This is a genomic window from Nonomuraea sp. NPDC052634, assembly GCF_040678535.1.
Lineage (GTDB): Bacteria > Actinomycetota > Actinomycetes > Streptosporangiales > Streptosporangiaceae > Nonomuraea > Nonomuraea fastidiosa.
In genome coordinates, this window is sequence record NZ_JBFATY010000007.1 from 1 (window position 1) to 25,488 (window position 25,488).

Genomic DNA, 25,488 nt, shown 5'->3' on the forward strand with positions numbered 1-25,488 from the left:
CGTCTCCACCCCGCCCCCGCCCGCCCCCCGGCGCGGGTGCCCCGCGCGGGGCACCCGGGCCGTCGTCCGTTCTGCAGGCCGGGCGCCCCTCACGAGGGACGCCCTGGCCGCCGAGCCCGCCGGTTACGGCTTGGGCGTGGCGTCCACGCCCGCCTCCTTGCGCTGCTCCGCCGTGATCGGCGTGGGCGCGCCGGTCAGCGGGTCGAAGCCGGAGGCCGTCTTCGGGAACGCGATGACGTCGCGGATCGACTCGCCGCCCGCCAGCAGCATGCAGATGCGGTCCCAGCCGTAGGCGATGCCGCCGTGCGGGGGCGGGCCGTACTTGAACGCCTCCAGCAGAAAGCCGAACTTGGTCTCCGCCTCCTCCTTGGAGATGCCGAGGACGTCGAAGACGCGCTGCTGCATCTCGGCCCGGTGGATACGGATCGAGCCGCCGCCGATCTCCATGCCGTTGCAGACCATGTCGTAGGCGTAGGCGAGCGCCTCGCCCGGGTGGTCCTGGAAGTTGTCGGCCCACTCCGGCTTCGGCCCGGTGAACGGGTGGTGCACGGCCGTCCAGCCGCCCTCGCCGTCCTCCTCGAACATGGGCGCGTCGACGACCCACAGGAACGACCACTGGGACTCGTCGATCAGGTTGCAGCGCCTGCCGATCTCCAGGCGGGCCGCGCCGAGCAGCTCGCGGGAGGCGTTCTTGGCGCCGGCGGCGAAGAAGATGCAGTCGCCCGGCTGCGCGCCGACCTTGGCGGCGAGGCCGGACAGCTCCTGCTCGGAGAGGTTCTTCGCGACCGGGCCGCCGAGCGTGCCGTCCTCCTGGACGAGCACGTAGGCCAGGCCCTTGGCGCCGCGCGAGCGGGCCCACTCCTGCCAGCCGTCGAGCTCCTTGCGGGTCTGGGAGGCCCCGCCGGGCATGACGACGGCGCCGACGTAGTCGGCCTGGAAGACGCGGAAGGAGGTGCCCGCGAAGTAGTCGGTCATCTCGACGAGCTCCTGGCCGAAGCGCAGGTCGGGCTTGTCGGAGCCGAAGCGGGCCATCGCGTCGGCGTACGTCATGCGCGGCAGCGGGTTGGGCAGCTCGTAGCCGACGATCTCCTTCCACAGCCGGCCGATCAGCTTCTCGCCGACCGCGATGACGTCCTCCTGGTCGACGAAGGACATCTCGATGTCGATCTGGGTGAACTCCGGCTGCCGGTCGGCCCGCAGGTCCTCGTCGCGGTAGCACTTGGCGAGCTGGTAGTAGCGCTCGAGGCCGGCCACCTGGAGGAGCTGCTTGAACAGCTGGGGCGACTGCGGCAGGGCGTACCAGTTGCCCGGCTGCAGGCGCACCGGCACCAGGAAGTCGCGCGCGCCCTCGGGCGTGGAGCGGGTCAGGGTGGGCGTCTCGACGTAGACGAACCCGAGCTCGTGCATCACCTCGTTGGCGAGGTAGGTCGCCTTGGAGCGGATGCGCATCGCGTCGGCCACCTGCTGGCGGCGGATGTCGAGGTAGCGGTACTTCAGCCGCGCCTCCTCCGACACGCCCACGTTGCCCTCGATCGGGAACGGCAGCGGCGCCGACTCGCTCAGCACCTCGACCTTGTCGGCCACGACCTCGATGGCGCCGGTGGGCAGCTCGGGGTTCTCGTTGCCCTCGGGCCGCTTCCTGACCTCGCCGACGACCTGCACGCAGTATTCGGCGCGCAGGTCGTGGGCGTGGTCCTCCTCGCGGAAGACCACCTGCGCCGAGCCGGAGGCGTCGCGCAGATCGATGAAGACGACACCGCCGTGGTCACGGCGGCGCGCCACCCATCCTGCGAGCGTCACCTTCTGCCCGGCGTGCTCCTCGCGGAGCGACCCGGCGGTATGCGTGCGGATCACTGCACTTTCCCTTCATACGGATGAGTGAGGGGAGGCAGCGGCCCTGGCTCGCCGGTCACTGCACCTTCCCCTTCAAGACGTCGACGACCTTGGCCAGCGGCACCTCGGTCTGCTCGGCGGTGGCCAGGTCCTTCACTTGCACGGCCTCGGCGGCCAGGTCACGCTCGCCCAGGATCAGCGCGAACGCGGCGCCGGAGCGGCCGGCGCCCTTCATCGCGCCCTTGAGTCCCTTGCCGCCGAAGGCCATGTCGGCGCTGAGGCCCGCCGCGCGCAGCTCGTCGATGAGCAGGAACATGCGGCGCCGGGCGTCGTCACCCAGCGGGACACCGTACACCTGCACGCGCTCGTGTGCCGCGTCGTCGCCGAGCAGTCCCTCGGCCTCCATGGCGAGGAACGTGCGATCGACGCCGAGCGCCCAGCCGACGCTGGGCAGCGGCGGCCCGCCGAGCATCTCGCTGAGCCCGTCGTAGCGGCCGCCGCCGCCGACGGCCGACTGCGAGCCGAGCCCGCCGTGCACGAACTCGAACGTGGTGCGCGTGTAGTAGTCGAGGCCCCGCACCAGCTTGGGGTCGTCCTCGAAGGCGACGCCGGCCTCGCGCAGCAGGGAGCGCACCTCGTCGTGGTACGCCTTGCACGCCTCGCACAGGTGGTCGACCACCAGCGGGGCATCGGAGAGCTGGGCCTGCACCTCGGGGCGCTTGTCGTCCAGCACGCGCAGCGGGTTGATCTCGATGCGCGCCCGCGTGTCCTCGTCGAGGTCGAGCCCGCGCAGGAAGTCCTGGAGCGCGGCGCGGTAGGCGGGCCGGCAGTTCTTGTCGCCGAGCGTGTTGAGCAGCAACCGGACGTTCTTCAGCCCGAGCGAGGCGAAGCCGCGGGTGGCGAGGACGATCAGCTCGGCGTCGAGCGCGGGGTCCTCGGCGCCCAGCGCCTCGGCGCCGACCTGCCAGAAGTGGCGGTAGCGGCCCTTCTGGGCGCGCTCGTAGCGGAACTGGCTGCCGGAGTACCACAGCTTCACCGGCAGCTGCCCCGCGTGCAGGTTGTGCTGGAGCACCGCGCGGACGACCGAGGCGGTGCCCTCAGGGCGCAGCGTCAGCGAGCGGCCCGCCTTGTCGGGGAAGGTGTACATCTCCTTGGTGACGATGTCCGTGGACTCGCCTACGCCCCTGGCGAACAGCTGGGTGTCCTCGAAGACCGGCGTCTCGATGTAGCCGTAGCCGGCGAGTCGCAGCGGCGCGGCCAGCGCCTCGCGTACGGCGAGAACCCGCTCGGAGCGGGGTGGCAACCAGTCGAACGTGCCTTTCGGTGCTTGGAAGCTCATCAGATCCCTCGTGTGGGACCGGCGTGCGGCGCTGCTTCCTTCAGGTATGGGTTGGTCGCGCGCTCGCGGCCGATCGTGGTTTGTGGTCCGTGGCCCGGCAGAACGACCGTATCGTCAGGCAGCGGCAGGCACTTGGTAGCCAGGCTGCGCAGAATCGTGGCGTAGTCGCCGCCGGGAAGATCGGTGCGGCCGATGGAGCCGGCGAACAACAGGTCGCCCGAGAACATGATCTGGTCACCGGGCAGCCGGAAGCTCACCGACCCCCTGGTATGGCCCGGCGTGTGGTCGACCACGAGCTCGAGCCCCGCGAGCCGCAGCACGGCGCCGTCGGACAGCTCGCGCACGTCGTCGGGCTCGCTCAGCGTGATGCCCCCGAACAGGTTCGCGCTGGTCTGCGACCAGCCGGCGGCCGGGTCGCTCAGCAGGTGGCGGTCGTCGGGGTGGATCCACGCGGGTACGTCGCGCGCGCCGCAGACGGGGGCCACCGACCAGACGTGGTCGAGGTGGCCGTGGGTGAGCAGGACCGCGACGGGCTTGAGCCGGTGCTCGCGCAGCAGCTCCTCGACCCCCTCCGTGGCGTCCTGACCTGGGTCGACGATGACGCACTCCTCACCGGCCGCGGGCGCGACTACGTAACAATTGGTCTGGAAGGCCCCTGCGGGGAAGCCGGCGATGAGCATCTGCCTCAGGTGATCTCGTCGAAAAGCCAATGGGAATGTAACCGAAGGGTACCGGTGCGGGTCGCCGGGCTGCGAATCATCACCCGTTGGCCGATACGATTCGCCCACCTCAGTTGATTGACTACGGGAGGCAAAGCGGTGGCCACGGGCAAGGACCGGCAGAGGCAACTGGCACGCGAGCACTACGAGCGGCAGATGCAGCGCCGCCGGGAGCGTGAGCAGAAGGCCAAGCGCACCGCGATCATCGGCTCCACGGTGGGCGTGGTGGTCGTGGTCGGCGGCATCGTGGCCGCGGTCGCGTTGCTCGGGGGCAACGACCCTGGCACTGAGGCGGCCGCCTCGCCCTCCGCGTCCGCCGGGCAGACGGCCCAGGCGTCGGAGAGCACGGGGCCGAAGCCTTACGACGCGGCCACGGGCACGTGTGACTACGTCAAGGACACTTCCGGGAAGGTCAAGGACGTCGGCATGCCGCCGACGAAGGTGAAGACCGAGCCGGCCACGAAGAAGATGACGATCTCCACAAATTTGGGGGACATCGTGGTCGAGCTGAACAATGCCAAGGCTCCGTGCACGACCAACTCGCTGGAGTTCCTGGCGAAGAAGAAGTACTACAACGGCAGCAAGTGCCACCGGCTCGGCAACGATCAGTTCCCCATGTTGCAGTGCGGTGACCCGACCGCCAAGGCCGACGGCAAGAGCCAGGACGGATCCGGTGGTCCCGGTTACCGCATGGCCGAGGAGAACCTCGAAGGAGCCCAGTACAAGCGCGGTGTGATGGCGATGGCCAAAACCTCCGCGCCGGGCACCACGGGCAGCCAGTTCTTCCTCGTTTACGGCGACATCGGACTCACCCCGGATTACACACCTGTGGGTACGATCACCAAGGGTCTGGACATCCTGGACAAGGTGAACAAAGCAGGCGTGATCAACGACTCGGGAGACGGGACGGGAGCACCTAAGCAAACCGTCGAAATCAAAGACGTGACAATCGCCGGCAAGAGCTGACGTAATACAAACTAGGGACGAAGTAGTCCCGAAGGGTCTGATGGATAGTGCGGGAGGACACGGTGAGCACCGACCCGTGGGGCCGGGTAGACGACGACGGCACCGTCTACGTGCGTACGGCTGAGGGAGAACGGGCCGTCGGCTCCTGGCAGGCCGGTGAACCCGAAGAGGCACTGGCCTACTTCCATCGCAAGTACGACGAGCTGGCCGGCCAGGTCCAGCTCCTCGAACAGCGCGTCAGGGGCACCGACCTCGCTCCGGCCCAGGCCGAGGCCAGCATCGCCAAGCTGCGCGAGGCCGTGGCCGACGCCCACGCCGTCGGCGACCTCGATGCCCTGACGGCCAGGCTCGACGGGTTGAGCGAGCTGGTGGTCCAGCGCCGCGAGGAGATCAAGGCGGCCCGCGAGCGCGCGCGGGCCGAGGCCAGGGCGGTCAAGGAGCGCATCGTCGCCGAGGCCGAGCGCATCGCCGAGGAGACCACCCACTGGAAGTCGGGTGGCGAACGGCTGCGCCAGCTCGTCGAGGAGTGGAAGGCCGCCGACCGCATCGACCGGGCCACCGAGGCCGTGCTGTGGAAGCGGCTGTCGGCGGCGCGCACGGCGTTCGCCAAGCGGCGCAAGGCGTACTTCGCGGGGCTCGACGAGCAGCGCGAGCAGGTGCGCGCCGCCAAGGAGCGCATCGTCGCCGAGGCCGAGGCGCTGGCCGACTCCACCGACTGGGGTCCCACGGCGGCCATCTACCGCGACCTGATGCAGCAGTGGAAGAGCGCGGGGCGTGCCTCGCGCGAGGCCGAGGACGAGCTGTGGGCGCGCTTCAAGGCCGCCCAGGACCAGTTCTTCCAGGCCCGCTCCGCGGTGTTCGCCGAGCGCGACGCCTCCCTGGCCGCCAACGCGGTGGTCAAGGAGCAGCTGCTCGCCGAGGCCGAGAAGATCCTCCCGGTCACCGACGTCCGCGCGGCCAGGACCGCCCTGCGCAGCATCCTGGAGCGCTGGGAGGCCGCCGGCCCCGTGCCGCGCGACCAGCGCGACCGGCTCGAGGGCGGCCTGCGCCGGGTGGACGAGGCCGTGCGCAAGGCCGAGGAAGCGGAGTGGAAGCGCTCCAACCCCGAGGCCAGGGCGCGCGCGCAGAGCGCCGTCGACCAGCTGCGCACCTCCATCGAGCAGCTGGAGAAGCGCCTGGACAAGGCGCAGGCGGCGGGCCGGGTCAAGGACATCAAGGAGACCGAGGAGGCCCTGACCGCACGCCGCTCCTGGCTGGCCGAGGCGGAGCGCACGCTGGCCGAGTTCAGCTGATCCCGGCGCGGAGCCCTGGCGGGGCCGGCTGAACTCGATCTGGCCGAGCCCGGCACGAGGCCCTGGCGAGGGCCTCATCGCCGATCTCGCCGAGCCTTGGAGAGGCCTCATCGCGGGCCTTCATGCGGGCCGCCGTCGCCGAATCGGGCGGCGTGCGACGGGGCCCGCGATCTAGGCTGTGCGGCATGGATCCCGTGACCGCCGCGCGCGCCTTCGTCGAGGAGACGTTCCCCGGCGCCCTGTACGCCTTCGTCGGCGGCAGCGTGCTCACCGAGCGCCGCACCAGCACCTCCGATCTGGACATCATCGTGGTGCTCGACGGCCTCGACCGTCCCTATCGCGAGAGCCTGCGCTGGCGTGAATGGCCGATCGAGCTGTTCGTGCACAGCGAGACCAGCCTGACGGCCTACATCGAGCGGGACTTCGCGGTGCGCAAGCCGACGCTCGCCCGCATCTGCTCCGAGGGCGCGGTGCTGACCGACAGGACCGGCGGCCGGGCCAGCGACCTGCAGGCGGAGCTGGGCGAGCGGGTCTCGGCCGGCCCCGGCGGGCAGCGTGCCGACCAGTCGGAGCGGGCCCGCTACGTGCTGTCGGACCTGCTCGACGACCTCGCGGGCGCCACCGATCCCGGCGAGCGTGCGTTCATCTCCTGGGAGCTCGTGCAGGCCACCGCGGTCACGGCGCTCGGGCTGGCGGGCAGGTGGCAGGGCACCGGCAAGTGGCTGCTGCGCGAGCTGCGCGCCCACGACCCTGAGCTGGCCGACGAGCTGCTGAAGGTGCACGACGACCCGGAGAAGCTGACCGCGGTCGCCTCAGGCGTGCTCGAACGGGCCGGAGGGCGCCTCTGGGAGGGTTACCGGGCCCAGGGTGACCCGTTCCACCAGACCCTGCGTCACGTGCCCGCAGGAGAGCTCTCGGGCGAGACGGCGCAGAGCGCGGGCATGCGCAGGCTCGCCGCCGTCAGCGGCGCCACCACCGGCTCGTCGCGGCTGTGGATGGGGCAGACGCACGTCCCGCCCGCCACCCGTTCCTCCGACCACCACCACGGGGCCTCCGAGACCGGCATCTACGTCGTCTCCGGCACGCCGTCGTTCGTGTTCCTTGAGGACGGCAGGGAGCGGCGCATCGACGCGCGGCCCGGCGACTACGTGTTCGTGCCGCCGTACGTTCCGCACCGCGAGGAGAACCCCGACCCCGCGCAGGAGGCGGTGGTGGTGATCGCGCGCAGCACGCAGGAGGCGATCGTGGTCAACCTGCCCGGCCTGCACGCCCGCTGACCCCCGGTACGCGCACCCTGGACGGCCGGCCCCGGCGGAAGGCGGCGCGCTCGCCGGCGAAGGCCACGCGCCCGGCCGGCCGCCGCGCGCCTCGGCACGCCGCCCGGCGAGGCCGTCAGTTGCCGGCGCCGCTCACCCGGTAGACGTCGAAGACGCCCTGGATGCTGCGCACCGCCTTGAGCACGTGGCCCAGGTGCTTGGGGTCGCCCATCTCGAAGGTGAACTTGCTGATCGCCACCCGGTCGCGCGAGGTCGTGACCGAGGCGCTGAGGATGTTGACGTGCTGGTCGGACAGCGTGCGGGTGACGTCGGACAGCAGCCGGGGCCGGTCGAGCGCCTCGACCTGGATGGCCACCAGGAACACGCTGTCGTCGCTCGGCGACCAGCTCACCTCGACCAGCCGGTCGGGCTGCGCCCGCAGCTGCTGGACGTTGGTGCAGTCGCTGCGGTGGACCGACACGCCGTGGCCGCGGGTGACGAAGCCGACGATCTCGTCGCCGGGCACGGGCGTGCAGCACTTCGACAGGCGTACCCAGACGTCGGCGTCGCCCGCCACCACCACGCCGGCGCCGCCACCGCCGCGCGGGCGGCCGCGCAGCCGGGTGGGCAGCGAGGTCTCGGCGATGTCCTCTTCGGCGCTGTCGACGCCGCCGATCGAGGCCACCAGCTTCTGCACCACGGCCTGGGCCGCGATGTGGCCCTCCCCCACCGCCGCATACAGCGCGGAGACGTCGGGGTAGCGCAGGTCGCGGGCCAGCGCCAGCAGCGCCTCGCCGGACATCAGCCTTTGCAGCGGCAGGCCCTGCTTGCGCATGGCCCGGCCGATGGCCTCCTTGCCCGCCTCGATCGCGGTCTCGCGGCGCTCCTTCGAGAACCACTGCCGGATCTTGTTACGGGCCCGGCCCGACTTGACGAACTTCAGCCAGTCGCGCGACGGCCCCGCATCCGGCGACTTGGAGGTGAAGATCTCGACGGTGTCGCCGTTGCCGAGCCGCGACTCCAGCGGCACCAGCCGCCCGTTGACACGGGCGCCGATGCAGCGGTGGCCCACCTCGGTGTGCACCGCGTAGGCGAAGTCGACCGGCGTGGCGCCCTCGGGCAGCGCGATGACCTGGCCCTTGGGGGTGAAGACGTAGACCTCGGAGACCGACAGGTCGAAGCGCAGCGACTCCAGGAACTCGCCCGGGTCGGAGGTCTCCTTCTGCCAGTCGAGGAGCTGGCGCAGCCAGGCCATGTCGCTGCCCGGCTTGACCTTGCCCGTGGGCCCGGAGCCGACCTCCTCCTTGTACTTCCAGTGCGCGGCCACGCCGTACTCGGCCCTGTGGTGCATCGCGTGGGTGCGGATCTGCAGCTCCACCGGCTTGCCCTCGGGACCGATCACCGTGGTGTGCAGCGACTGGTACATGTTGAACTTGGGCATCGCGATGTAGTCCTTGAACCGGCCTGGCACCGGGTTCCACCGGGCGTGGATGGTGCCGAGCGCGGCATAGCAGTCGCGTACGGAGTCGACCAGCACGCGGATGCCCACAAGGTCGTAGATGTCGTCGAAGGCGACATCGCGGGCGATCATCTTCTGGTAGACCGAGTAGTAGTGCTTCGGCCGGCCCTTGACGACCGCGCGGATCTTCGCCTCGCGCAAGTCGCCGGAGACCTTCTCGATGACCTCCTGCAAGAACAGGTCGCGGCGCGGCGCCCGCTCCGACACCATGCGCGCGATCTCGTCGTAGCGCTTGGGGTAGAGCATGGCGAAGGCCAGGTCTTCGAGCTCCCACTTGATCGTGTTCATGCCCAGGCGGTGGGCGAGCGGGGCGAAGATCTCCAGCGTCTCGCGCGACTTCTGGTGGCGCTTGTGCTCGGGGAGGTAGCGCATCGTGCGCATGTTGTGCAGCCGGTCGGCCAGCTTGATGATCAGTACGCGGATGTCGCGCGACATCGCCACGACCATCTTGCGCACGGTCTCGGCCTGCGCGGCGTCGCCGAACTTGACCTTGTCGAGCTTGGTGACACCGTCGACCAGGGACGCGATCGTGTCGCCGAAGTCGCCCCGCAGCTCGTCGAGTGAGTAGGCGGTGTCCTCGACGGTGTCGTGCAGCAGCGCCGCGCACAGCGTCTCGTCGTCGGTGCCGAGCTCGGCCAGGATCGTCGCGACGGCCAGCGGGTGGGTGATGTAGGGGTCACCCGACTTCCGCTTCTGGTCGCGATGGTGATAGGCGGCCACGTCGTAAGCACGCTCGATCAACCGCAGGTCCGCCTTGGGGTGCGTAGCGCGGACCGTACGGAACAGCGGCTCCAGCACCGGGTTCATCGCCCCACCCCCAAATCGCCTGCGGCGCACCGACGGCACACCGGGCGTCTCCGCGTTGCCGGAGTCGGTTACGTCGGGCGCGACCACATCACGGGGCACACAGACTCCTCACGCAGTGGCTCCTCACGTTCGAGTCCAGATCCCCCCAGTGTATCCAGGCAGCGAACCTGGGCCTGCGCGGGCGGGCTCAGACGGTCACAAGGGAGTGCAACCGCTCTCCCTGGAGGCGTTCGCGTCCCTTGAGGAAGGCCAGCTCCATCAGCACGGCGATGCCGACGACGTCGGCTCCGGCCCTCCTCACCAGCTCCACGGTGGCCTTCGCGGTGCCGCCCGTGGCCAGCACGTCGTCGACCACGAGCACCCGGTCGCCGGGCGCGAACGCGTCGCGGTGCACCTCGATGACCGCGGAGCCGTACTCCAGATCGTAGGACTCCTCGAGCGTGGCGGCGGGCAGTTTCCCCTTCTTGCGCACCGGCACGAACCCGGCGCCCGCCCGGTAGGCCACCGGAGCGGCGAGGATGAAGCCGCGCGCCTCGATGCCCACGATCTTGTCCACCTGGTGCAGCCCGGCGAGCTCGTCCACCACGGCCGCCATCGCCACCGGGTCGGCGAGCAGCGGGGTGATGTCCTTGAACAGGACCCCCGGCTTGGGGTAGTCCGGCACGTCCCTGATCCGGTCCAGGATCATCGTGCGCAGCTCCGTCATGGTCGTCCTTTCTCACCGGGCCGTGTGCCGCGCTCCATGATGGTGCATATCGGGCCATGACACGTACCCGGAGCGCTCAGAAGCCCGCCTGACCCGCGGCCGGACGAACGGAAGCGCCCCCGCCCCTGCAAGGGGCGAGGGCGCTCGTGAGCCCGTCGTGCCGGACGGCTAGCTCTTGGCTACGGCCGCGCTTTTGTGGCCCTTCTTGCCGCCTCCGGTGGAGGCCAGGCGCTTGGCGATGGCCTGGTACTTCGGCTCGCGCTCCTTCAGCGTCACCAGCAGCGGCGTGGCGACGCACAGCGAGGAGTACGTACCGACGATCATGCCGACGAACAGGGCGAGCGACAGGTCCTTCAGCGTGCCCGCGCCGAGCAGCGTGGTGCCGATGAACAGGATCGCCGCCACCGGCAGGATCGCGACCAGCGAGGTGTTGAGCGACCGGATCAGCGTGTGGTTGAGCGCGTCGTTGGCCGCCATCGAGTACGTCTGCTTCGAGGTGTGGCCCAGCTTGGCCGTGACCTCCTTGATCATGTCGAACACCACGACCGCGTCGTAGAGCGAGTAACCGAGGATGGTCAGGAAGCCCAGCAGAGTGGCCGGGGTGACCTCGAAGCCCGACCAGGCGTAGATGCCGGCCGTGATGACGAGGTCGTGGAAGAGCGCGACGATCGCGGCGAAGGCCATCTTCGGCTCGAACGCCATCGACAGGTACAAGATGATCGCCAGCATGAACACGGCCAGGCCGATCCACGCCTTCTGCGACACCTCACCGCCCCAGGACGGGCCGATGGCCTGGATGCTGACCTGATCGGTCGGGACGTTGAAGTCCTTCGCGATCGCGCTCTGCACCTGCGAGCGCGTGCTCTCCTCCAGGCTTTCGGTGGTCGCCCGCCAGCCGTTCTCACCGGCCTGCTGGACGATCACCTGGTGCGCGCCCTGGTCCTGGACGGTGGCGCGCACCTGCTCGACGGTGGCGTGCTGGGCCTTGAACGAGAAGATCGTCCCGCCCTTGAACTCCACGCCCAGGTTGAGGCCGTGGAGGATGAGACCGGCCAGCGACACCGCGAGCAGCAGGCCGGACAGGCTGTACCACAGGCGCCACTTGCCGACGAAGTCGACGTCGATCTCGCCGCGATAGAGGCGACGTCCCAGTCCCATGTCAGGCCTCCTGCGGAGTGGTCTTGTGGCCGGTGGAAGGCACCTCGCTCATGCGCTCGGAGTCGAGCCCCGACAGCGGGTGGCCCTTGGCGAAGAACTTCAGCCGCGCCAGCAGGGCGATGAACGGCTTGGTGAACAGGAACACCACCAGGATGTCGATCAGCGTGGTCAGGCCCATCGCGAACGCGAAGCCGGCCACACCGCCCACCGCCAGGAAGTACAGCACGATCGCGGCGATGAACATGACGGCGTCGGCGATCAGGATCGTGCGGCGGGCGCGGACCCAGGCCACCTCGACGGCCGCCCGCAGCGAGCGCCGGCCCTCCTTCATCTCGTCACGGATGCGCTCGAAGTAGACGATGAAGGAGTCGGCGGTGATACCGATGGAGACCACCAGACCGATGATGTGCGGCAGGGAGAGCCGGAAGTTCGCGTTGTGGCCGAGCACGACCACCGCCGTGTACGTCAGGATCGTCGCCACCACGAGGCTCAGCACCGCCACGATGCCCAGGCCCCGGTAGTAGAGCATGCTGTAGATGACCACCAGCACCAGGCCGATGAGGCCGGCGATGAGACCGCCCTCGAGCTGGTCCTGGCCGAGCGTCGAGGAGACGGTGTCGACGGAGCTGCGGTTGAACTTCAGCGGCAGCGCGCCGTACTTGAGCTGGTCGGCCAGGGTGGTGGCGCTGGCCTGGTCGAAGCCGCCGGTGATCTCCGCACGGCCGCCCGGGATCGGGCTGATGATGTTGGGGGCGGTGATGACCACGCCGTCGAGCACGACCGCGACCTTGTTGCGCGGCTCGGGCGAGTTGTAGGCGGCGGTGGTGAGCTTGCTCCACTCGCCGGCGCCCTTGCTCTTGAAGTCGAGCTGGACGACCCACTCGGTGGTGCCCTGGCGGACGCCCGCGGAGGCGGTGTCGATGTCGGTGCCGACGACCTTGGCGACGTCGAGGACGTACTTGAAGCTGCCGTCGCTCTCACACGCGGCGTACTGCTTGTTGGGGTCGTCCTGGACGCCCTGGCCGCGGTTGGCCGGGTCGGCGCAGTCGAGCTTGTTGAACTGCTCGAGCACCTGCGGGTCGATGCCCGTGGTGTCGATGTTCGGGTTCGTGATGGCCGGCGTGCTCGCGGTCGGGGAGGCCGACGGCGTGGCCTTGGCGTTCTGGCCCCTGGTGTTCTGCGCCCTGGTGTTCTGCGCCTTGGCGTCGCCGTTGTCCTGCTCGCCGGGGTCCTGTTGCCGGGCTTGGTCATCGCCTTGGGCCGACTGTCCGTCCTTTTGCCCGTCACCGGACTCCGTGGATCCCCGTGGCGCACCCGCCGACGGGGCCGTCGTGGGGGACAGCAGTGCGGACGAAAGCGCCTTGCCGGTCGGGGACGCGCTCGGGGTGGCGGCCGACTGCGACGGCCTGGCGGACTGCTTGCCGCTCGGCTGAGCCGAGGGGCTGCCGGACGGGCTGGGCGTCGGCGGGTTCGTGGCCAGGTCGGCGGGCGGCTGCGTGGCCTCCATGGCCAGCACCTGGCGGAAGCGCAGCTCCGCGGTCGTCGCGACCAGTTTGATGGCCTCGTCCTGGCCCACGCCCGGGATGGAGATGATGATGTTGTCGCCGGACTTGGCGACCTCGGCGTCGGAGATGCCTGTGCCGTTGACCCGGTCGCGGATGATGTTGACCGCCCGGTCGAGGATCTCATCGGGCGGCGCCGCGTTGTTCTGGGTCACCGGGGACAAGGTCACCGTCGTGCCGCCCGCTAGGTCGAGCCCCAGCTTGGGCGTGTACGCCTTCTGCAGGAACATCGTCCCGCCCAGGGCGAGGATGAGTGCCAGCAGCACGAGGAGCGTTCGCCCCGGTCGGCTGTGGCGGCTGGTCGGTCGGGCCACTGGTCGTCAGTTCTTTCAGATAGAGGTTTAGGCAGAGCTTAGTCAGGACTTCTTGGTGCTGGAGTCCTGGTCACCGTTGGGCTCCGCGGTGCCGTCGGACTCCTTCTTGCCTTCCTCGCCGAGCTCGGCCTGGTCAGCGGCCTGCTCGTCCGCCGGGGCGTCACCGGGGGCGACGACACGGCCGATGGCGGCCTTCACCCAACGGGTCTCGACACCCGGCGCGACTTCGAGGATGACGTCCTCATTGTCTATCGCGGTGACGGTCCCGAACAGTCCGGTCGTGGTCATGACGCGGGTGCCGGGCGTCAAGGAGTTCTGCATCTGGATCGCCTCTTGCTGGCGCTTGCGCTGAGGGCGGATCAGCAGGAAGTAGAACACCACCACCAGAAGAATCAGCGGCAGGATGCTTCCGAGTTGTTCCATAAGGGGCGACCTTCCATAGTCGTACAAGGAGTTGACACCGGCCCCGCGCCGGAAATTCCGTGCGTTGCGTCGGGCCGCGCCGCTCAGCCCGTCAGCCTACACAGCCAGCCAAGCCACGGAGTGTAGGCGCTTGTTGATAAAGGCGGCAACGAAGCAGCGTTTCGGCACGCGGGGAAGTTCCCATATTGAAACGGTTGCAACCGATTCGTGATCAGTCGAAAAGCGACGCTCCGAACGCATCGGGCGGAGGCTCCATCCCCAGGTGGACCCACGCCGCCGCGGTCGCCACCCGTCCGCGCGGGGTCCTCGCCAGCAGACCCTGGCGTACGAGGAACGGCTCGGCCACCACCTCGACCGTCTCCGGCTCCTCCCCCACCGCCACCGCCAGCGTGGACAGCCCCACCGGTCCGCCGCCGAACTTGCGCAGCAGCACGCCAAGCACCGCCCGGTCGAGCCGGTCGAGGCCCTCGCCGTCCACCTCGTAGAGGTTGAGCGCCGCCGAGGCCACGTCGCGGTCGATGACGCCGTTCGCCCGTACGTCGGCGAAGTCGCGCACCCGGCGCAGCAGCCGGTTGGCGATGCGCGGCGTGCCCCGCGAGCGGCGGGCGATCTCGTGCGCGCCCTCGTCCGGCAGCGTGACGCCGAGCAGCTTGGCCGACCGGTGCAGCACCTGCTCCAGCTCGGCGACCTCGTAGAAGTCCATGTGGGCGGTGAAGCCGAACCTGTCGCGCAGCGGCGCCGGCAGCAGCCCCGCCCTCGTCGTGGCGCCCACCAGCGTGAACGGCGCGATCTCCAGCGGGATCGCGGTCGCCCCCGGCCCCTTGCCGACGACGATGTCCACCCGGAAGTCCTCCATCGCCATGTAGAGCATCTCTTCGGCGGGCCTGGCCATCCGGTGGATCTCGTCGATGAACAGCACCTCGCCCTCGGTCAGCGTGGACAGGATCGCCGCCAGGTCGCCCGCCCGCTCCAGCGCCGGGCCCGAGGTGATGCGCAGCGGGGCGTTCAGCTCGGCCGCGATGATCATGGCCAGCGTGGTCTTGCCCAGGCCGGGCGAGCCGCTCATCAGCACGTGATCCGGCGGACGCCGCCTGCGCAGCGCGCTCTCCAGCACCAGCGACAGCTGCTCGCGTACGCGGCTCTGGCCGATGAACTCGCTGAGGCGCTTGGGTCTGAGCGCGGCCTCGATCTGCAGCTCGTCGCCACCGGCGGCGGGCGAGAGGATCTCATCCCGCTCGTACCCCATGCCTGCGCCTCCTCTCTTCCATCGGCTTCACGGTCATGTGTGCAGTCGGCCCTGCGCTTGGTCGCCGCGCCGACTCGACGGCCAGTCGCCGCCGCGGCTCTTTCCCGGGCTCTCGCGACTTCCCGGCCTTGTGCGGCCGCTGGATTGGCGGCCCCTTCACCACCGACCGGACGTCTCCGCGATCGCCTCGGACCGCCACGATCTCACGTATCACCGACAACCGCTCCCTCGTGCCCCGCAACCACCCGGTACGGGCAGTGCGCGGAGCGGGCGTTACGGACGCCGAGCACGCAGCAGACGGCGCGAGCGCCGAGCGGACCGTAAGGGCTGTGGGCGCTGCGGACGCCGTTCCCGCGGTACGTGCTTCGGGCTGCACGCGGGCCACGGGCGCCGCAGGCCCCGCGCGGGTCTCGAGGGCCGGGCGGGGCGCAGCGGCCGTCGGCGCTGCGAAGGCCGGACGCGCGCTCCGCACCGTACGAATCGGCGGACGGCAGAGGGCGGTCGGGTGGGTCATCGGACGCTCAGGGAGCGGAGGGCTGCCTTCAGGAGGGCGGCGATCTGGGGCTGGCGGCCGGCGGCGATGTCGGCCTCCGCCTCCGGCTCGATGGCGGCGATGGCCTCGTCGGCGTCCTTGCTGGAGTAGCCGAGCCCCACCAGACCCGAGTGGACCTGCTCGCGCCACACCGCCGCGCGGCGGTCGCCGTTGAGCGCGGCGTTGACCGTCTCCTCCGGGGTGCCGAGGCGGTCTTTGAGCTCCAGCACGATGCGCTGGGCGCCCTTCTGCCCGATGCCCGGCACCTGGGTGAGCGCCTTGAGGTCGGCGCTGGCGACGGCCATCCGGAGCGCGTTGGGGCTGTGCACGGCGAGCATCGCCAGCGCCAGCTTGGGACCGACGCCGCTGGCCGTCTGGAGCAGCTCGAAGACGGCCCGCTCGTCGTCGGTGGCGAAGCCGTACAGGGTGAGCGACTCCTCGCGCACCACGAGCGACGTGGCCAGCCGGGCCTCCTCGCCCACCCGGAGTGTGGCGAGCGTGCTCGGGGTGCAGTGGGTGAGGATGCCGACGCCGCCGACCTCGATCACGGCCCCGTCGGGGGCGATCGCCGTCACCTTGCCCGTCACCGACGCGATCACGCTCGGCCTCCCGTCTCCGTCACCACTGTCAGCACCGTCACTGTCAGCACCGTCACTGTCAGCACTGCCACTGTCAGCACCGCCACTGTCAGCACTGCCACTGTCAGCACTGCCACTGTCAGCACTGTCACGCCTGGTCCCCTGTCATAGCGCAGATACGCCCTCTCCCCCGCCCCCGCCACGCCGATCGCGACCCGCAGGCCTCGATACGGCTCGTTGCACAACCGGCTCGCGGACCTAACCCGATTCGTCGCGCAGCCCGCTCGCTCGCGGTCTCATGGACGCTTGCGACCGGCCGGAGGGCGTGGCCTCTCGGAGCGGATCCGGCTGCCTCGCAGAGGGCGGTGGTCCGCCGGGCCCGGCCTGTCGTCATCGGCGGGGGTTTCTGGCCTTGGCCAGGGCGTCGGCGAGGCGGTGCTGGGCGCCGCCGCGCCAGACGTGGCAGATGGCCAGCGCGAGGGCGTCGGCGGCGTCGGCGGGCCTGGGCATCTCGGTGAGCCGCAGCAGGCGGGTGACCATGGCGCCGATCTGCTTTTTGTCGGCCGTGCCGCTGCCGGTGATGGCGGCCTTGACCTCGGACGGCGTGTGCAGCGCCACCGGGAGGCCGCGCCGGGCCGCGCACAGGACGGCGATGCCGGCGGCCTGCGCGGTGCCCATCACCGTGCGTACGTTGTGCTGGCTGAAGACGCGTTCGACGGCCACCGCGTCGGGGCGTACGTCGTCGAGCCACTGCTCGATGCCGGCCTCGATGCCGACCAGCCGCGCCCCCAGCTCCTCGTCGGCGCCCGTGCGGACCACACCCACGGCCACGAGCGTCAGCGGCGCTCCCGGGCGCCCTTCGACCGCGCCCAGGCCGCACCGGGTCAGCCCCGGATCGACGCCCATCACCCGCACCGGCATGCCCTCCCGAGACCGCGCCGCCGAACACCTGTTCGGCACGAGACTTTACCGTGACCGGAGAGGGCGCGCACCGGGAAGCGAGAGTCAGAAGTAGTCCAGCATGTACGGCTTGGCGGCGAAGGCCGCGTCGAGCGCCTCGTCATATCGGTCATCTCCGGACATGAGACCGCTGAGCCGCAGCGTCGAGGAGGGGACACCGGCGTACAACGCGGACAGGCCGTTCACTGAGAGCGTGACGCCGGGCTCGTCGCACGGAGTGGCGGTGCCCGTTCCGCCGGAGATGTCCAGCCGCCAGGTGCCTCCGCCGCGCACCGGGTCGTCCACGGTCACCACGGCCTGGCAGCTCGCGTGCGCCGGATAGCCCCTGCGCTCGACGGCGGCGGCCACGTCGAGCACCCTGAACATCCACCGCACCTGCGTGACCCGCTCCTTCGAACGCTCGCGCAGCATCCACAGCACCGGGTCGTCGGGCGCCACGGCGGCGACGACCTCGCGGGCCACCGAGGAGGCGCTGCCGATCAGCCCCCACAGCGCGCGCAGGGTGCCGGACGAGCCGGCGACGACGTTCTCGACCTCCATGTCGTCGCCCTTCCAGCGGTAGATGGCGTAGCCGTCGTCGGCCAGGTAGAGGAAGTCGTCCTCGTTGGCGAGCCACAGGTTCCAGGTGTCCTCGCCGTAGGAGACGGGGCCGCTGGCGCGGGTCGCGCCGTGGACGCGGTGCAGCACCGAGATCAGCTCGGCGGCGTCGCCCGGCCCCATCCTGCGCAGCTTGACGTGGCCGGACGGGCGGATCTCGCGCAGCGCCTCGGCGGGCAGGCGGATGAGGTGCCGCGCGCCCGCGTGTTCGTACCCGAGCTTGCGGTAGATGGCGGTGGTGGCCGGGTAGAGCGCGGAGACCGCGTCGCCCAGCGCGGCGGCGCGCTCGATGACGGCTCGCATGATGCCGGTGCCGACGCCGCGACCGCGGTCCTCGGGGGCGACGGTGACGCCCGCGACGGCGGCCATCGGCTGGGGCCTGCCGTGCCACCACTGGGTGAAGCGGCGCAGCCTGGCCGAGGCGGCGAGCCGGTCGCCGTCGAACATCCCCAGGTAGCGCCGCTCGGCCAGGGCGGGCAGCACGGATTTGCGCCACTTCTCCTTGCCGCTCTCGCTCACCGGACCGAACGCCCGGCGGCGCAGGTCGATGACGTCGTCGAGGTCGTCGGGCGTTATGTCGCGTATTTCCACAATCAGCAACCTACGGAACGGCCTTGCGTACGCGCGAACCGGCCGTCGTGACGGTGAGCCTGTCGAGGTAGAGGAGCTGGGCGGCCACCAGGGCGGCCAGCGCGACGGCCACCACGAGCAGCGGCGTCGCGCCCCCGATGTCGACCGCCACCCGGGCGTGGGTCCCCGCCTCGATCATCTGGGCGACCGGGGCGGTGTGCAGCTCAGGCTTCTGGACGACGAGCAGCGGCCAGAGCACATCGTGGGCGTTCACCAGCGTGACGGCGCCGGTCAGGATGCCCGCCATGGGCAGCGAGGGCAGGAACACGCCGGAGAAGAAGTCGCGGTCGGTGCGTTCCGCGAGGCCCTTGCACAGCAGGGTCAGCACGAGCAGCGCGGGGACGCTCACCAGCAGCGGCGGTATCAGGGCCGCGAAGGTGTCGATGAGGCCGAGGCTGCGGGCGTTGTGCCAGTTGGCGACGCTGAGCGGGCCCGAGCCGACGAACAGCCAGGGCGCGAAGATCAGCAGCAGCCACTCGCTGGCCCGGCCGAGCGGGCGCAGACCGCCGATGCCGAGCGCCGCGAGGTACGCCACGCCCACCGAGACCAGGGCGCCGACGAGGGCCGGGAGCCAGGTGTTGATCTGCGTTCGCAAGGTGCCGGCCTCGCCCGCCCTGGAGGCGAGCGCGCCGTCCATCCACGGCCAGGTGAGCAGGAACGCGGCCACCGCGGCCGCCGCTAACGCGGCGATCCCGATCGCCATGCCCGCCGGCGCCGGACTCGTTCGCTTCTGTCCGGCCTCCACGACCTGCTCGCCGGGCGAGGCGGCCTGTCCCTGTCCGGTCCACGCGGCCTGTTCCCGTCCTGCCCGCGCGGGCTGACCGCCGCCCTGCAGGTAGGGGGACGGCTGCCCGTCCGGGGGGCCGTACGCGCCCGCCCCGCCATCATGACCGGCGGCCGGTTGATGTCCGTAGCCGGCCGCCGCGCCCACTGCCATGGGAACGGCCGTGCCCTTCGCGCCGAGGGAGCCGGCCGGTGCGTCCTTGCGCGTCAGCGTGATGCGCAGGCCGGAGGCGACCGCGATCACCGTGGCGGCGATGCCCAGCACGCCCAGGACGGCCCCCGTGAGCGTCGCCACGGCCGCACCGAGGCCGAACTGGGCCTCCCTGAAGGCGTAGTCGTACTGGAGCCCTGCGAGCGTCTGTGTGGCGCGCTGAGCGCCGGTGAGCACCTGCCCCAGGGCGAACGTCTGCAGCCCGGCCGCGACGACGGCCAACGCGACGAGGACGCCCACCACGACCGCCGCCGCTCTCGGGGTGCCGCCGCGCAGCGCGGGCAGGAACGCGATCACGGCCAGCGCGCACACGAGCCCGAACGTGGCGGCGGCCACGATGAGCCGGAGCGCTCCAGGCGCGGTGGCGGGGTCGCGCAGCTCCTGAGCCAGGGCGACCAGGCCGGACGACTCGGGCAGCAGCCCGCGCAGCCAGGACGTGGCCACGGCCACCGGCGAGAACGTGACCACCGCCAGCGACAGCAGCACCCGCCCGGCGCGCCGCACCCACGTGCCCGCCCGGTCGAGTGCCAGGGCCAGCAGCGGGCCCACCACCAGCGCCACCAGCAGCGGGAAGCCGATCAGGGACACCGTGAGCCCCAGCGCCCGCCAGGAGGCGTCGTCGCCGAACAGCTTGGCGTAGTTGGCGGTCCCCGCGTACGAGATCTCGCGGAGCACGCCGCCGCTCTGGAAGCTGAGCCAGATCGTCTGCGCGGTCGGCAGCACGAGCGTGATGAGGGTGCCGACCAGAGCCGGTAAGACGAGCAGCAAGCCGAGCGCCCTGGCGCCGGTCCGAGGGGGAATGGGGGAACTCACGTCGCCCGACCCTACGCGGCCGGGCCTCTCCCGCGCACGCGACACATGCGGCAACGACCATCGGCCGTCAGCGAAAACAACGCGGCGCGCCGTCCGTCCGCGTACGGAACGCGGCCCGCTCCTTCCGGGCGTCCCGACCGGAATGCGCACGCCTCTGCAGGCGGCCCACCTCTTCGAGGGCGTCCCGACCGGAACGCGGCCCGCTGCCGCCGTACGGAACAGGGCCCGGCGGAAACACCACCGGGCCCTGTCGCGACGATCAGTCGAGGGCGGCGAGCACCTCGTCGGAGACGTCGAAGTTGGCGAAGACGTTCTGCACGTCGTCGCTGTCCTCCAGCGCCTCGATGAGGCGGAAGACCTTCTTGGCCCCCTCCTCGTCGAGCGGCACGGTCATCGAGGGCACGAAGCTGGACTCGGCCGAGTCGTAGTCGATGCCGGCGTCCTGGAGGGCCTTGCGCACCGGCACGAGGTCGCCGGCCTCGCAGATCACCTCGAAGCTCTCGCCGAGGTCGTTGACCTCCTCGGCGCCCGCGTCGAGGACGGCCATGAGCACGGTGTCCTCGTCGAGCCCGTCGGTCTTGGGGACGATGACGACGCCCTTGCGGTTGAACATGTAGGAGACGGACCCGGGGTCGGCAAGGGAGCCGCCGTTGCGGGTGAGCGCGACCCGGACCTCGGACGCGGCGCGGTTGCGGTTGTCGGTGAGGCACTCGATGAGCACCGCGACGCCGCCGGGCGCGTAACCCTCGTACATGATCGTCTGGTAGTCGGCGCCGCCGGCTTCGAGACCGCCGCCGCGCTTGCGCGCCCGCTCGATGTTGTCGTTGGGCACGGAGTTCTTCTTCGCCTTGAAGATGGCGTCGAAGAGGGTGGGGTTGGCGTCCGGGTCAGGGCCACCGGTCCGTGCCGCCACCTCGATGTTCTTGATGAGCTTGGCGAACAGCTTGCCGCGCTTGGCGTCGAGTGCGGCCTTCTTGTGCTTCGTCGTCGCCCATTTTGAGTGGCCGGACATTTACCTAGAGCTCCCTCACCATGTCTACGAAGTAACGGTGCACGCGTACGTCCCCGGTGAGCTCGGGGTGGAACGACGTAGCGAGCAACGGACCTTGACGGACCGCGACGATCCTATCCCCAGGCTCGCACCTGCCCAGCACTTCGACGTCCGAGCCGACGGATTCGACCCAGGGAGCGCGGATGAACACCGCGTGCACCTGCTGTCCGGCGAAGTCGAGGTCGGATTCGAAGGAGTCGACCTGGCGGCCGAACGCGTTGCGCCTGACCACCATGTCGATGCCGCCGATGGTCTGCTGACCTGCGACGCCGTCCTCGATGCGGTCGGCCAGCATGATCATGCCGGCGCACGAGCCGTAGGCGGGCATGCCTTCCTTGACGCGGACGCGCAGCGGTTGCAGCAGGTCGAAGCTCTCGGCGAGCTTCCACATGGTGGTCGACTCGCCGCCGGGGATGACCAGGGCGTCGACCGCGTCCAGCTCGGCGGGGCGGCGTACGGCGACGGCCGTCGCGCCGGCCTCCTGAAGCATGCGCTGATGCTCGCGCACGTCTCCCTGGAGGGCGAGCACACCGATCGTGGGCACGGGCGATCCTTTCATCCGGGCACGGGTTTCCGACAATTCAACACCAGAACGGCCCGCCGTCTTCCGACGGGGGCCGTTCGAGAGGCGTTGCGCGGGGTCAGGCCGTAGTGGCCATGACGGCGTCACGGGAGGTCAGGCCGTAATGGCCGCGGCGGCGGCGCCCGGGGTCAGGACGTGGCGACCGGGGCGGCGTCGCGCACGCCGAGATCGGCGTCGACCTCGATCAGCGAGCGCAGGTGGTGGCGGCGCAGGTAGAGGACGGCCATGCCGATGAGACAGCAGGCGGCGCCCAGCGCGTACGGCACCGCGACCCCCACGTCCTCGCCGAGCTTGGTGGCGATGAACGGGGCCAGCGCGCCGCCCATCCAGCGCACGAAGTTGTATCCGGCGGAGGCGACGGGCCTGGGCGCGTCGGAGACCTCCATGGCCGACTCGGTGAAGACCGTGTTGTTGAGCCCGATGGGGACGCCGGTCAGGACGGTGAAGGCGATGACCCCGGCCTGCCAGGAGCCCTCGTACGCGGACAGGCCGATGCCGAGCTGGAAGACGGCGAGCAGGGCGAGCGACAGGTGCAGCACCTTCACCGAGCCGAGCCTGCGCTGCAGCGGCGGCGCGCCGAACACCGAGGCGAGCGCGACGCAGACGCCCCAGCCGAAGAAGACCGCGCCGATGCCGTACGGCGACATGCCGAGGATGAACGGCGTGAAGGCGAGCACGGTGAAGAACGCGAAGTTGTAGAACAGCGCGGTGAAGGCCGTGGTGGACAGCCCGCCGTGGGCGAGCGCGCGGATCGGGGCGCTGAGCCGGGTCTTCTCCCGCGGCCGTGGCGTGGCCTTGAGCAGGGTGAGGATGAGGACGAGGCCGGCGGCCATGAGCGTGGCCGTGCCGAAGAACGGGGCCCGCCAGTTCCAGTCGCCGAGCAGGGCGCCCACCAGAGGTCCTGCGGAGATGCCGAGGCCGAGCGCGGCCTCGTACAGGATGATGGCCGACTCCGCGCCGCCGCTGGCGGCGCCGACGATGACGGCGAGCGCGGTGGCCACGAAGAGAGCGTTGCCGAGGCCCCAGCCGGCGCGGAAGCCGACCAGCTCGGCGACGCTGGTGGAGGTGCCCGCGAGCGCGGCGAACACCACGACGAGCGCGAGCCCGGCGAGCAGGGTGCGCTTGCCGCCGATGCGGCTGGAGACCCAGCCGGTGACGAGCATGGCCACGGCGGTGACCAGGAAGTAGCTGGTGAACAGCAGGGAGACCTGGCTCGGGGTGGCGTTCAGCCCCTGGGCGATGGACGGGAGGATGGGATCGACGAGCCCGATCCCCATGAAGGCCACGACCGCGGCGAACGCGGTGGCCCAGACGGACATGGGCTGGCGAAGGATGCCGCCGCCGGTTTGCATACTGCTCCTTGGCTGCTTACGAGCGGCCGAGCCTGCCCAGGACGGGCAGCGCGGCCGCGAGTGCGGAACGCTCGTCGTCGGTGAGCGCCTCCAGTTCACGGGTCAGGCGGGCGATCCTGGCCTGGCGTCCGGCGTGCAGCCGTTCGCGGCCTTCGGTGGTCAGCTCGACCGTCCTGACGCGGGCGTCGTCCGGGGCGGTGCCGCGGGCGACGAGACCGGCGTCTTCGAGCCGGTTGATCTGCACGGTCATGGTCGGCAGCTGGACGCCGTGCTCTTCGGCCAGCGCGGTCATGCGCCTGGGGCCGCGTTCGAGCGAGGCGAGCACGCCGAGCTGCTGGCTGGTGACCGGCTGTCCCGCGACGGTGCGCCGGAGCAGGAGCACCAGGTCGCGGAGCACGGCTGAGACCTGTTCTGCCAGGTGAGAGGGATCGTCCTGCATGGACGGTGAACAAACTTAGCCTGGCTAATATTCCGGACGAAAGCGGCCCGGCCCCTGGTCGGGGGCCGGGCCGCGAGGGTGCACCGAGCCGGGGAAGGCGGCCCGGCATCGGGGGTGGTGTTAGGGGCGCTCGGTCTCCAGGCGGACGGTGTCCTCGATCGTGGGCGGCTGGATCCGCAGCGCCGGGTCGAGCGGCCGCAGGTACGTCTGCTGCACCCCCGGCACCCGGTCCTCGATGACGAACGTGGCGCGGGTGTAGACCTCGGCGCCCGGCGTCTGGACGCGCGGCACGACCTTGAAGTCCGCCGTGAGCAGGTCGCGCTCGATCTTGGTGAGCACGTAGCCGCGCTGGTTGTTGTAGAACTTCAGGTGCGGGTTGATCTTCAGGAACGGGTGCGCCGCGGGGTCGGAGTCGGCGCCGTCGCCGCCCGAGGTGATCGACGTGGTCACCAGCTCCGAGCCCACGCTGGGCCCGGTCGGGTCGTCGTAGTCGAGCTTGAGGTCGCCGGCCCAGTGGGCGTGCACGTCGCCGGTGAGCACGACGGGGTTGCGCACCTTCGCGTCGATCCAGCCCTGGGTGATGCGCTGCCGGGAGGCGACGTAGCCGTCCCAGGCGTCCTGCGAGGTGACCTTGGCGGGCCCCTCGTTGTTGTCGCGCTGGCCGAAGAAGACCTGCTGGCCGATGATGTCCCACTGCGCCCGCGACGTGTGGAAGCCCTCGATCAGCCACTCCTCCTGCTCCTGGCCGGTGATGGAGCGCGCGGGATCGACCGAGTCGGGGCACTCCTTGTAGCCGTCGCCGCAGCCCTGGTCGTCGCGGTACTGGCGGGTGTCGAGCATGTGGAAGGTGGCCATCCTGCCCCAGCGGATGCGCCGGTAGAGCTGCATGTCCACGCCGCGCGGGATGGAGGTGCGGCGCAGCGGCATGTTCTCGTAGTACGCGCGGAAGGCGGCCGCGCGCCTTTGCATGAAGTCCGGCTGGGGGATCTCGGGCTTCTCCGGCACCTCGCCGGCCCAGTTGTTGTCCAGCTCGTGGTCGTCCCACACGACCAGCCAGGGCGCGGCGGCGTGCGCGGCCTGCAGGTCGGGGTCGGTCTTGTACTGGGCGTGGCGCTGGCGGTAGTTGGCCAGGGTCTCGGTCTCGGGGCCCTCGTGGTGGCGGACGTTGCCGCCGGGGATCGTGTAGGAGTTCTTGGTGTACTCGTACTGGTAGTCGCCGAGGTGCAGCACCAGGTCGGGGTGCTCTTCGGCGAGGCGGCGGTACGCGGTGAAGTAACCGTGCTCGTACTGGGCGCAGGAGACGAAGGCCATGGCCAGGGCGCCGCCGTACGACAGGGGGTGCGGGGCGGTGCGGGCGCGGCCGAGCGGCGAGACGTACGGCCCGACGCGGAAGCGGTACCAGTACTCGCGGCCGGAGCTCAGCCCTTGCACCTCGACGTGCACGCTGTGGCCCCATTCCGGGGCGGCGACGGCCACGCCGGAGCGCACGACGCGGCGGGCCCGCTCGTCGGCGTAGATCTGCCACTGCACGGTGAAGGGCCGCTGCGGCATGCCGCCGAGGCCGTCCTCGGCGAGCGGCTCCTGGGCGAGCCTGGTCCACAGCACGAAGCCCTCGTGGTCGGGGTCGCCGCACGCGACGCCGAGGGTGAAGGGATCGGTGCGCAGCCCGCGCGAGGCCAGGCTCTGAGCGGTCTCGGCGGCCGGGCCGGGGCCGGCGTGCGCGGCGGCGGGGGTGACGCCGGGGATGGCCGAGGCGGCGCCCGCCGCTAACCCCGTGACGAGGAAGTGCCTGCGGTTCAGCTTGGACACTGGGGGCTCC

General features: G+C 70.8%; 21 protein-coding genes. 3 read left to right on the forward strand and 18 right to left on the reverse strand.

The window, feature by feature from the left end:
• Nucleotides 1-123: 123 nt before the first annotated feature.
• From aspS to AB0K67_RS27505, 3 genes are read right to left on the reverse strand one after another with little or no spacing between them, the layout of a single operon-like run.
• Nucleotides 124-1,854 (reverse strand): aspartate--tRNA ligase, encoded by a 1,731-nt coding sequence (gene aspS, locus AB0K67_RS27495; protein ID WP_364065968.1) that lies wholly within the window; start codon nt 1,852-1,854, stop codon nt 124-126.
• 55 nt (nt 1,855-1,909) lie between these two features.
• Entirely contained in the window at nt 1,910-3,172 is a 1,263-nt protein-coding gene (gene hisS / locus AB0K67_RS27500; RefSeq protein WP_364065971.1) for a histidine--tRNA ligase, read from the reverse strand.
• Complete coding sequence (locus AB0K67_RS27505) at nt 3,172-3,852, reverse strand: MBL fold metallo-hydrolase (RefSeq protein WP_364065974.1); 681 nt, start codon at nt 3,850-3,852, stop codon at nt 3,172-3,174. The genes hisS and AB0K67_RS27505 overlap by 1 nt, the downstream gene beginning before the upstream one ends.
• Before the next feature lie 138 nt (nt 3,853-3,990).
• Between AB0K67_RS27505 and AB0K67_RS27510 the strand changes: the two genes are divergently transcribed.
• From AB0K67_RS27510 to AB0K67_RS27520, 3 genes are all read left to right on the forward strand, one after another.
• Nucleotides 3,991-4,857, forward strand: coding sequence for a peptidylprolyl isomerase (locus AB0K67_RS27510; RefSeq protein ID WP_364065977.1), 867 nt, complete (start codon nt 3,991-3,993; stop codon nt 4,855-4,857).
• A gap of 62 nt (nt 4,858-4,919) precedes the next feature.
• On the forward strand, nt 4,920-6,149 hold the full coding sequence (locus AB0K67_RS27515) for a DUF349 domain-containing protein (protein WP_364065980.1): 1,230 nt from the start codon (nt 4,920-4,922) through the stop codon (nt 6,147-6,149).
• Nucleotides 6,150-6,334: 185 nt separating this feature from the next.
• Nucleotides 6,335-7,426: a cupin domain-containing protein gene (locus tag AB0K67_RS27520; RefSeq protein ID WP_364065982.1), complete on the forward strand. Its 1,092-nt coding sequence runs from the start codon at nt 6,335-6,337 to the stop codon at nt 7,424-7,426.
• Between the two features lie 115 nt (nt 7,427-7,541).
• On the opposite strand, the gene AB0K67_RS27525 is transcribed toward AB0K67_RS27520, so the two are convergent.
• The 15 genes from AB0K67_RS27525 to AB0K67_RS27595 all read right to left on the reverse strand — a co-directional run bounded on the left by AB0K67_RS27525 (nt 7,542) and on the right by AB0K67_RS27595 (nt 25,478).
• Nucleotides 7,542-9,731 (reverse strand): bifunctional (p)ppGpp synthetase/guanosine-3',5'-bis(diphosphate) 3'-pyrophosphohydrolase, encoded by a 2,190-nt coding sequence (locus tag AB0K67_RS27525; protein WP_364066685.1) that lies wholly within the window; start codon nt 9,729-9,731, stop codon nt 7,542-7,544.
• Nucleotides 9,732-9,918: 187 nt separating this feature from the next.
• Nucleotides 9,919-10,437, reverse strand: coding sequence for an adenine phosphoribosyltransferase (locus tag AB0K67_RS27530; protein ID WP_364065985.1), 519 nt, complete (start codon nt 10,435-10,437; stop codon nt 9,919-9,921).
• Nucleotides 10,438-10,605: 168 nt separating this feature from the next.
• On the reverse strand, nt 10,606-11,595 hold the full coding sequence (gene secF, locus AB0K67_RS27535; protein WP_364065987.1) for a protein translocase subunit SecF: 990 nt from the start codon (nt 11,593-11,595) through the stop codon (nt 10,606-10,608).
• 1 nt (nt 11,596) lies between these two features.
• Nucleotides 11,597-13,423, reverse strand: a complete 1,827-nt coding sequence (secD, locus tag AB0K67_RS27540; protein ID WP_364065990.1) for a protein translocase subunit SecD — start codon at nt 13,421-13,423, stop codon at nt 11,597-11,599.
• Nucleotides 13,424-13,513: 90 nt separating this feature from the next.
• Nucleotides 13,514-13,894 carry a preprotein translocase subunit YajC gene (gene yajC, locus AB0K67_RS27545; protein ID WP_364065993.1) on the reverse strand — a complete coding sequence of 127 codons (381 nt, stop codon included), beginning with the start codon at nt 13,892-13,894 and terminating at the stop codon, nt 13,514-13,516.
• Nucleotides 13,895-14,105: 211 nt separating this feature from the next.
• Nucleotides 14,106-15,140, reverse strand: a complete 1,035-nt coding sequence (gene ruvB, locus AB0K67_RS27550) for a Holliday junction branch migration DNA helicase RuvB (protein WP_364065996.1) — start codon at nt 15,138-15,140, stop codon at nt 14,106-14,108.
• A gap of 510 nt (nt 15,141-15,650) precedes the next feature.
• Nucleotides 15,651-16,271, reverse strand: a complete 621-nt coding sequence (gene ruvA / locus AB0K67_RS27555) for a Holliday junction branch migration protein RuvA (RefSeq protein WP_364065999.1) — start codon at nt 16,269-16,271, stop codon at nt 15,651-15,653.
• A gap of 369 nt (nt 16,272-16,640) precedes the next feature.
• Nucleotides 16,641-17,165, reverse strand: a complete 525-nt coding sequence (gene ruvC / locus AB0K67_RS27560; protein WP_364066687.1) for a crossover junction endodeoxyribonuclease RuvC — start codon at nt 17,163-17,165, stop codon at nt 16,641-16,643.
• Nucleotides 17,166-17,255: 90 nt separating this feature from the next.
• The gene (locus tag AB0K67_RS27565; protein ID WP_364066002.1) at nt 17,256-18,398 is read right to left on the reverse strand and encodes a GNAT family N-acetyltransferase; all 1,143 of its coding nucleotides are present in this window, start codon (nt 18,396-18,398) and stop codon (nt 17,256-17,258) included.
• A gap of 10 nt (nt 18,399-18,408) precedes the next feature.
• Complete coding sequence (locus AB0K67_RS27570; protein WP_364066005.1) at nt 18,409-20,244, reverse strand: hypothetical protein; 1,836 nt, start codon at nt 20,242-20,244, stop codon at nt 18,409-18,411.
• 259 nt (nt 20,245-20,503) lie between these two features.
• Complete coding sequence (locus AB0K67_RS27575; protein ID WP_364066007.1) at nt 20,504-21,256, reverse strand: YebC/PmpR family DNA-binding transcriptional regulator; 753 nt, start codon at nt 21,254-21,256, stop codon at nt 20,504-20,506.
• Nucleotides 21,257-21,260: 4 nt separating this feature from the next.
• Complete coding sequence (pdxT, locus tag AB0K67_RS27580) at nt 21,261-21,854, reverse strand: pyridoxal 5'-phosphate synthase glutaminase subunit PdxT (protein WP_364066010.1); 594 nt, start codon at nt 21,852-21,854, stop codon at nt 21,261-21,263.
• A gap of 152 nt (nt 21,855-22,006) precedes the next feature.
• Complete coding sequence (locus AB0K67_RS27585) at nt 22,007-23,197, reverse strand: MFS transporter (protein ID WP_364066012.1); 1,191 nt, start codon at nt 23,195-23,197, stop codon at nt 22,007-22,009.
• Nucleotides 23,198-23,246: 49 nt separating this feature from the next.
• Nucleotides 23,247-23,627 (reverse strand): MarR family transcriptional regulator, encoded by a 381-nt coding sequence (locus AB0K67_RS27590; RefSeq protein WP_364066015.1) that lies wholly within the window; start codon nt 23,625-23,627, stop codon nt 23,247-23,249.
• 162 nt (nt 23,628-23,789) lie between these two features.
• Nucleotides 23,790-25,478 carry an alkaline phosphatase D family protein gene (locus tag AB0K67_RS27595; protein WP_364066018.1) on the reverse strand — a complete coding sequence of 563 codons (1,689 nt, stop codon included), beginning with the start codon at nt 25,476-25,478 and terminating at the stop codon, nt 23,790-23,792.
• Between the last annotated feature and the right edge of the window lie 10 nt (nt 25,479-25,488).

Excerpts from the sequence above, each read along its gene's own strand:
- pdxT (WP_364066010.1), bottom strand. The coding sequence starts at position 21,854 with ATGAAAGGATCGCCCGTGCCCACGATCGGTGTGCTCGCCCTCCAGGGA.
- secF (WP_364065987.1), bottom strand. The coding sequence starts at position 11,595 with ATGGGACTGGGACGTCGCCTCTATCGCGGCGAGATCGACGTCGACTTC.
- AB0K67_RS27575 (WP_364066007.1), bottom strand. The coding sequence starts at position 21,256 with ATGTCCGGCCACTCAAAATGGGCGACGACGAAGCACAAGAAGGCCGCA.
- ruvB (WP_364065996.1), bottom strand. The coding sequence starts at position 15,140 with ATGGGGTACGAGCGGGATGAGATCCTCTCGCCCGCCGCCGGTGGCGAC.
- AB0K67_RS27505 (WP_364065974.1), bottom strand. The coding sequence starts at position 3,852 with ATGCTCATCGCCGGCTTCCCCGCAGGGGCCTTCCAGACCAATTGTTAC.
- yajC (WP_364065993.1), bottom strand. The coding sequence starts at position 13,894 with ATGGAACAACTCGGAAGCATCCTGCCGCTGATTCTTCTGGTGGTGGTG.
- AB0K67_RS27530 (WP_364065985.1), bottom strand. The coding sequence starts at position 10,437 with ATGACGGAGCTGCGCACGATGATCCTGGACCGGATCAGGGACGTGCCG.
- AB0K67_RS27585 (WP_364066012.1), bottom strand. The coding sequence starts at position 23,197 with ATGTCCGTCTGGGCCACCGCGTTCGCCGCGGTCGTGGCCTTCATGGGG.
- AB0K67_RS27525 (WP_364066685.1), bottom strand. The coding sequence starts at position 9,731 with ATGAACCCGGTGCTGGAGCCGCTGTTCCGTACGGTCCGCGCTACGCAC.
- AB0K67_RS27520 (WP_364065982.1), top strand. The coding sequence starts at position 6,335 with ATGGATCCCGTGACCGCCGCGCGCGCCTTCGTCGAGGAGACGTTCCCC.
- hisS (WP_364065971.1), bottom strand. The coding sequence starts at position 3,172 with ATGAGCTTCCAAGCACCGAAAGGCACGTTCGACTGGTTGCCACCCCGC.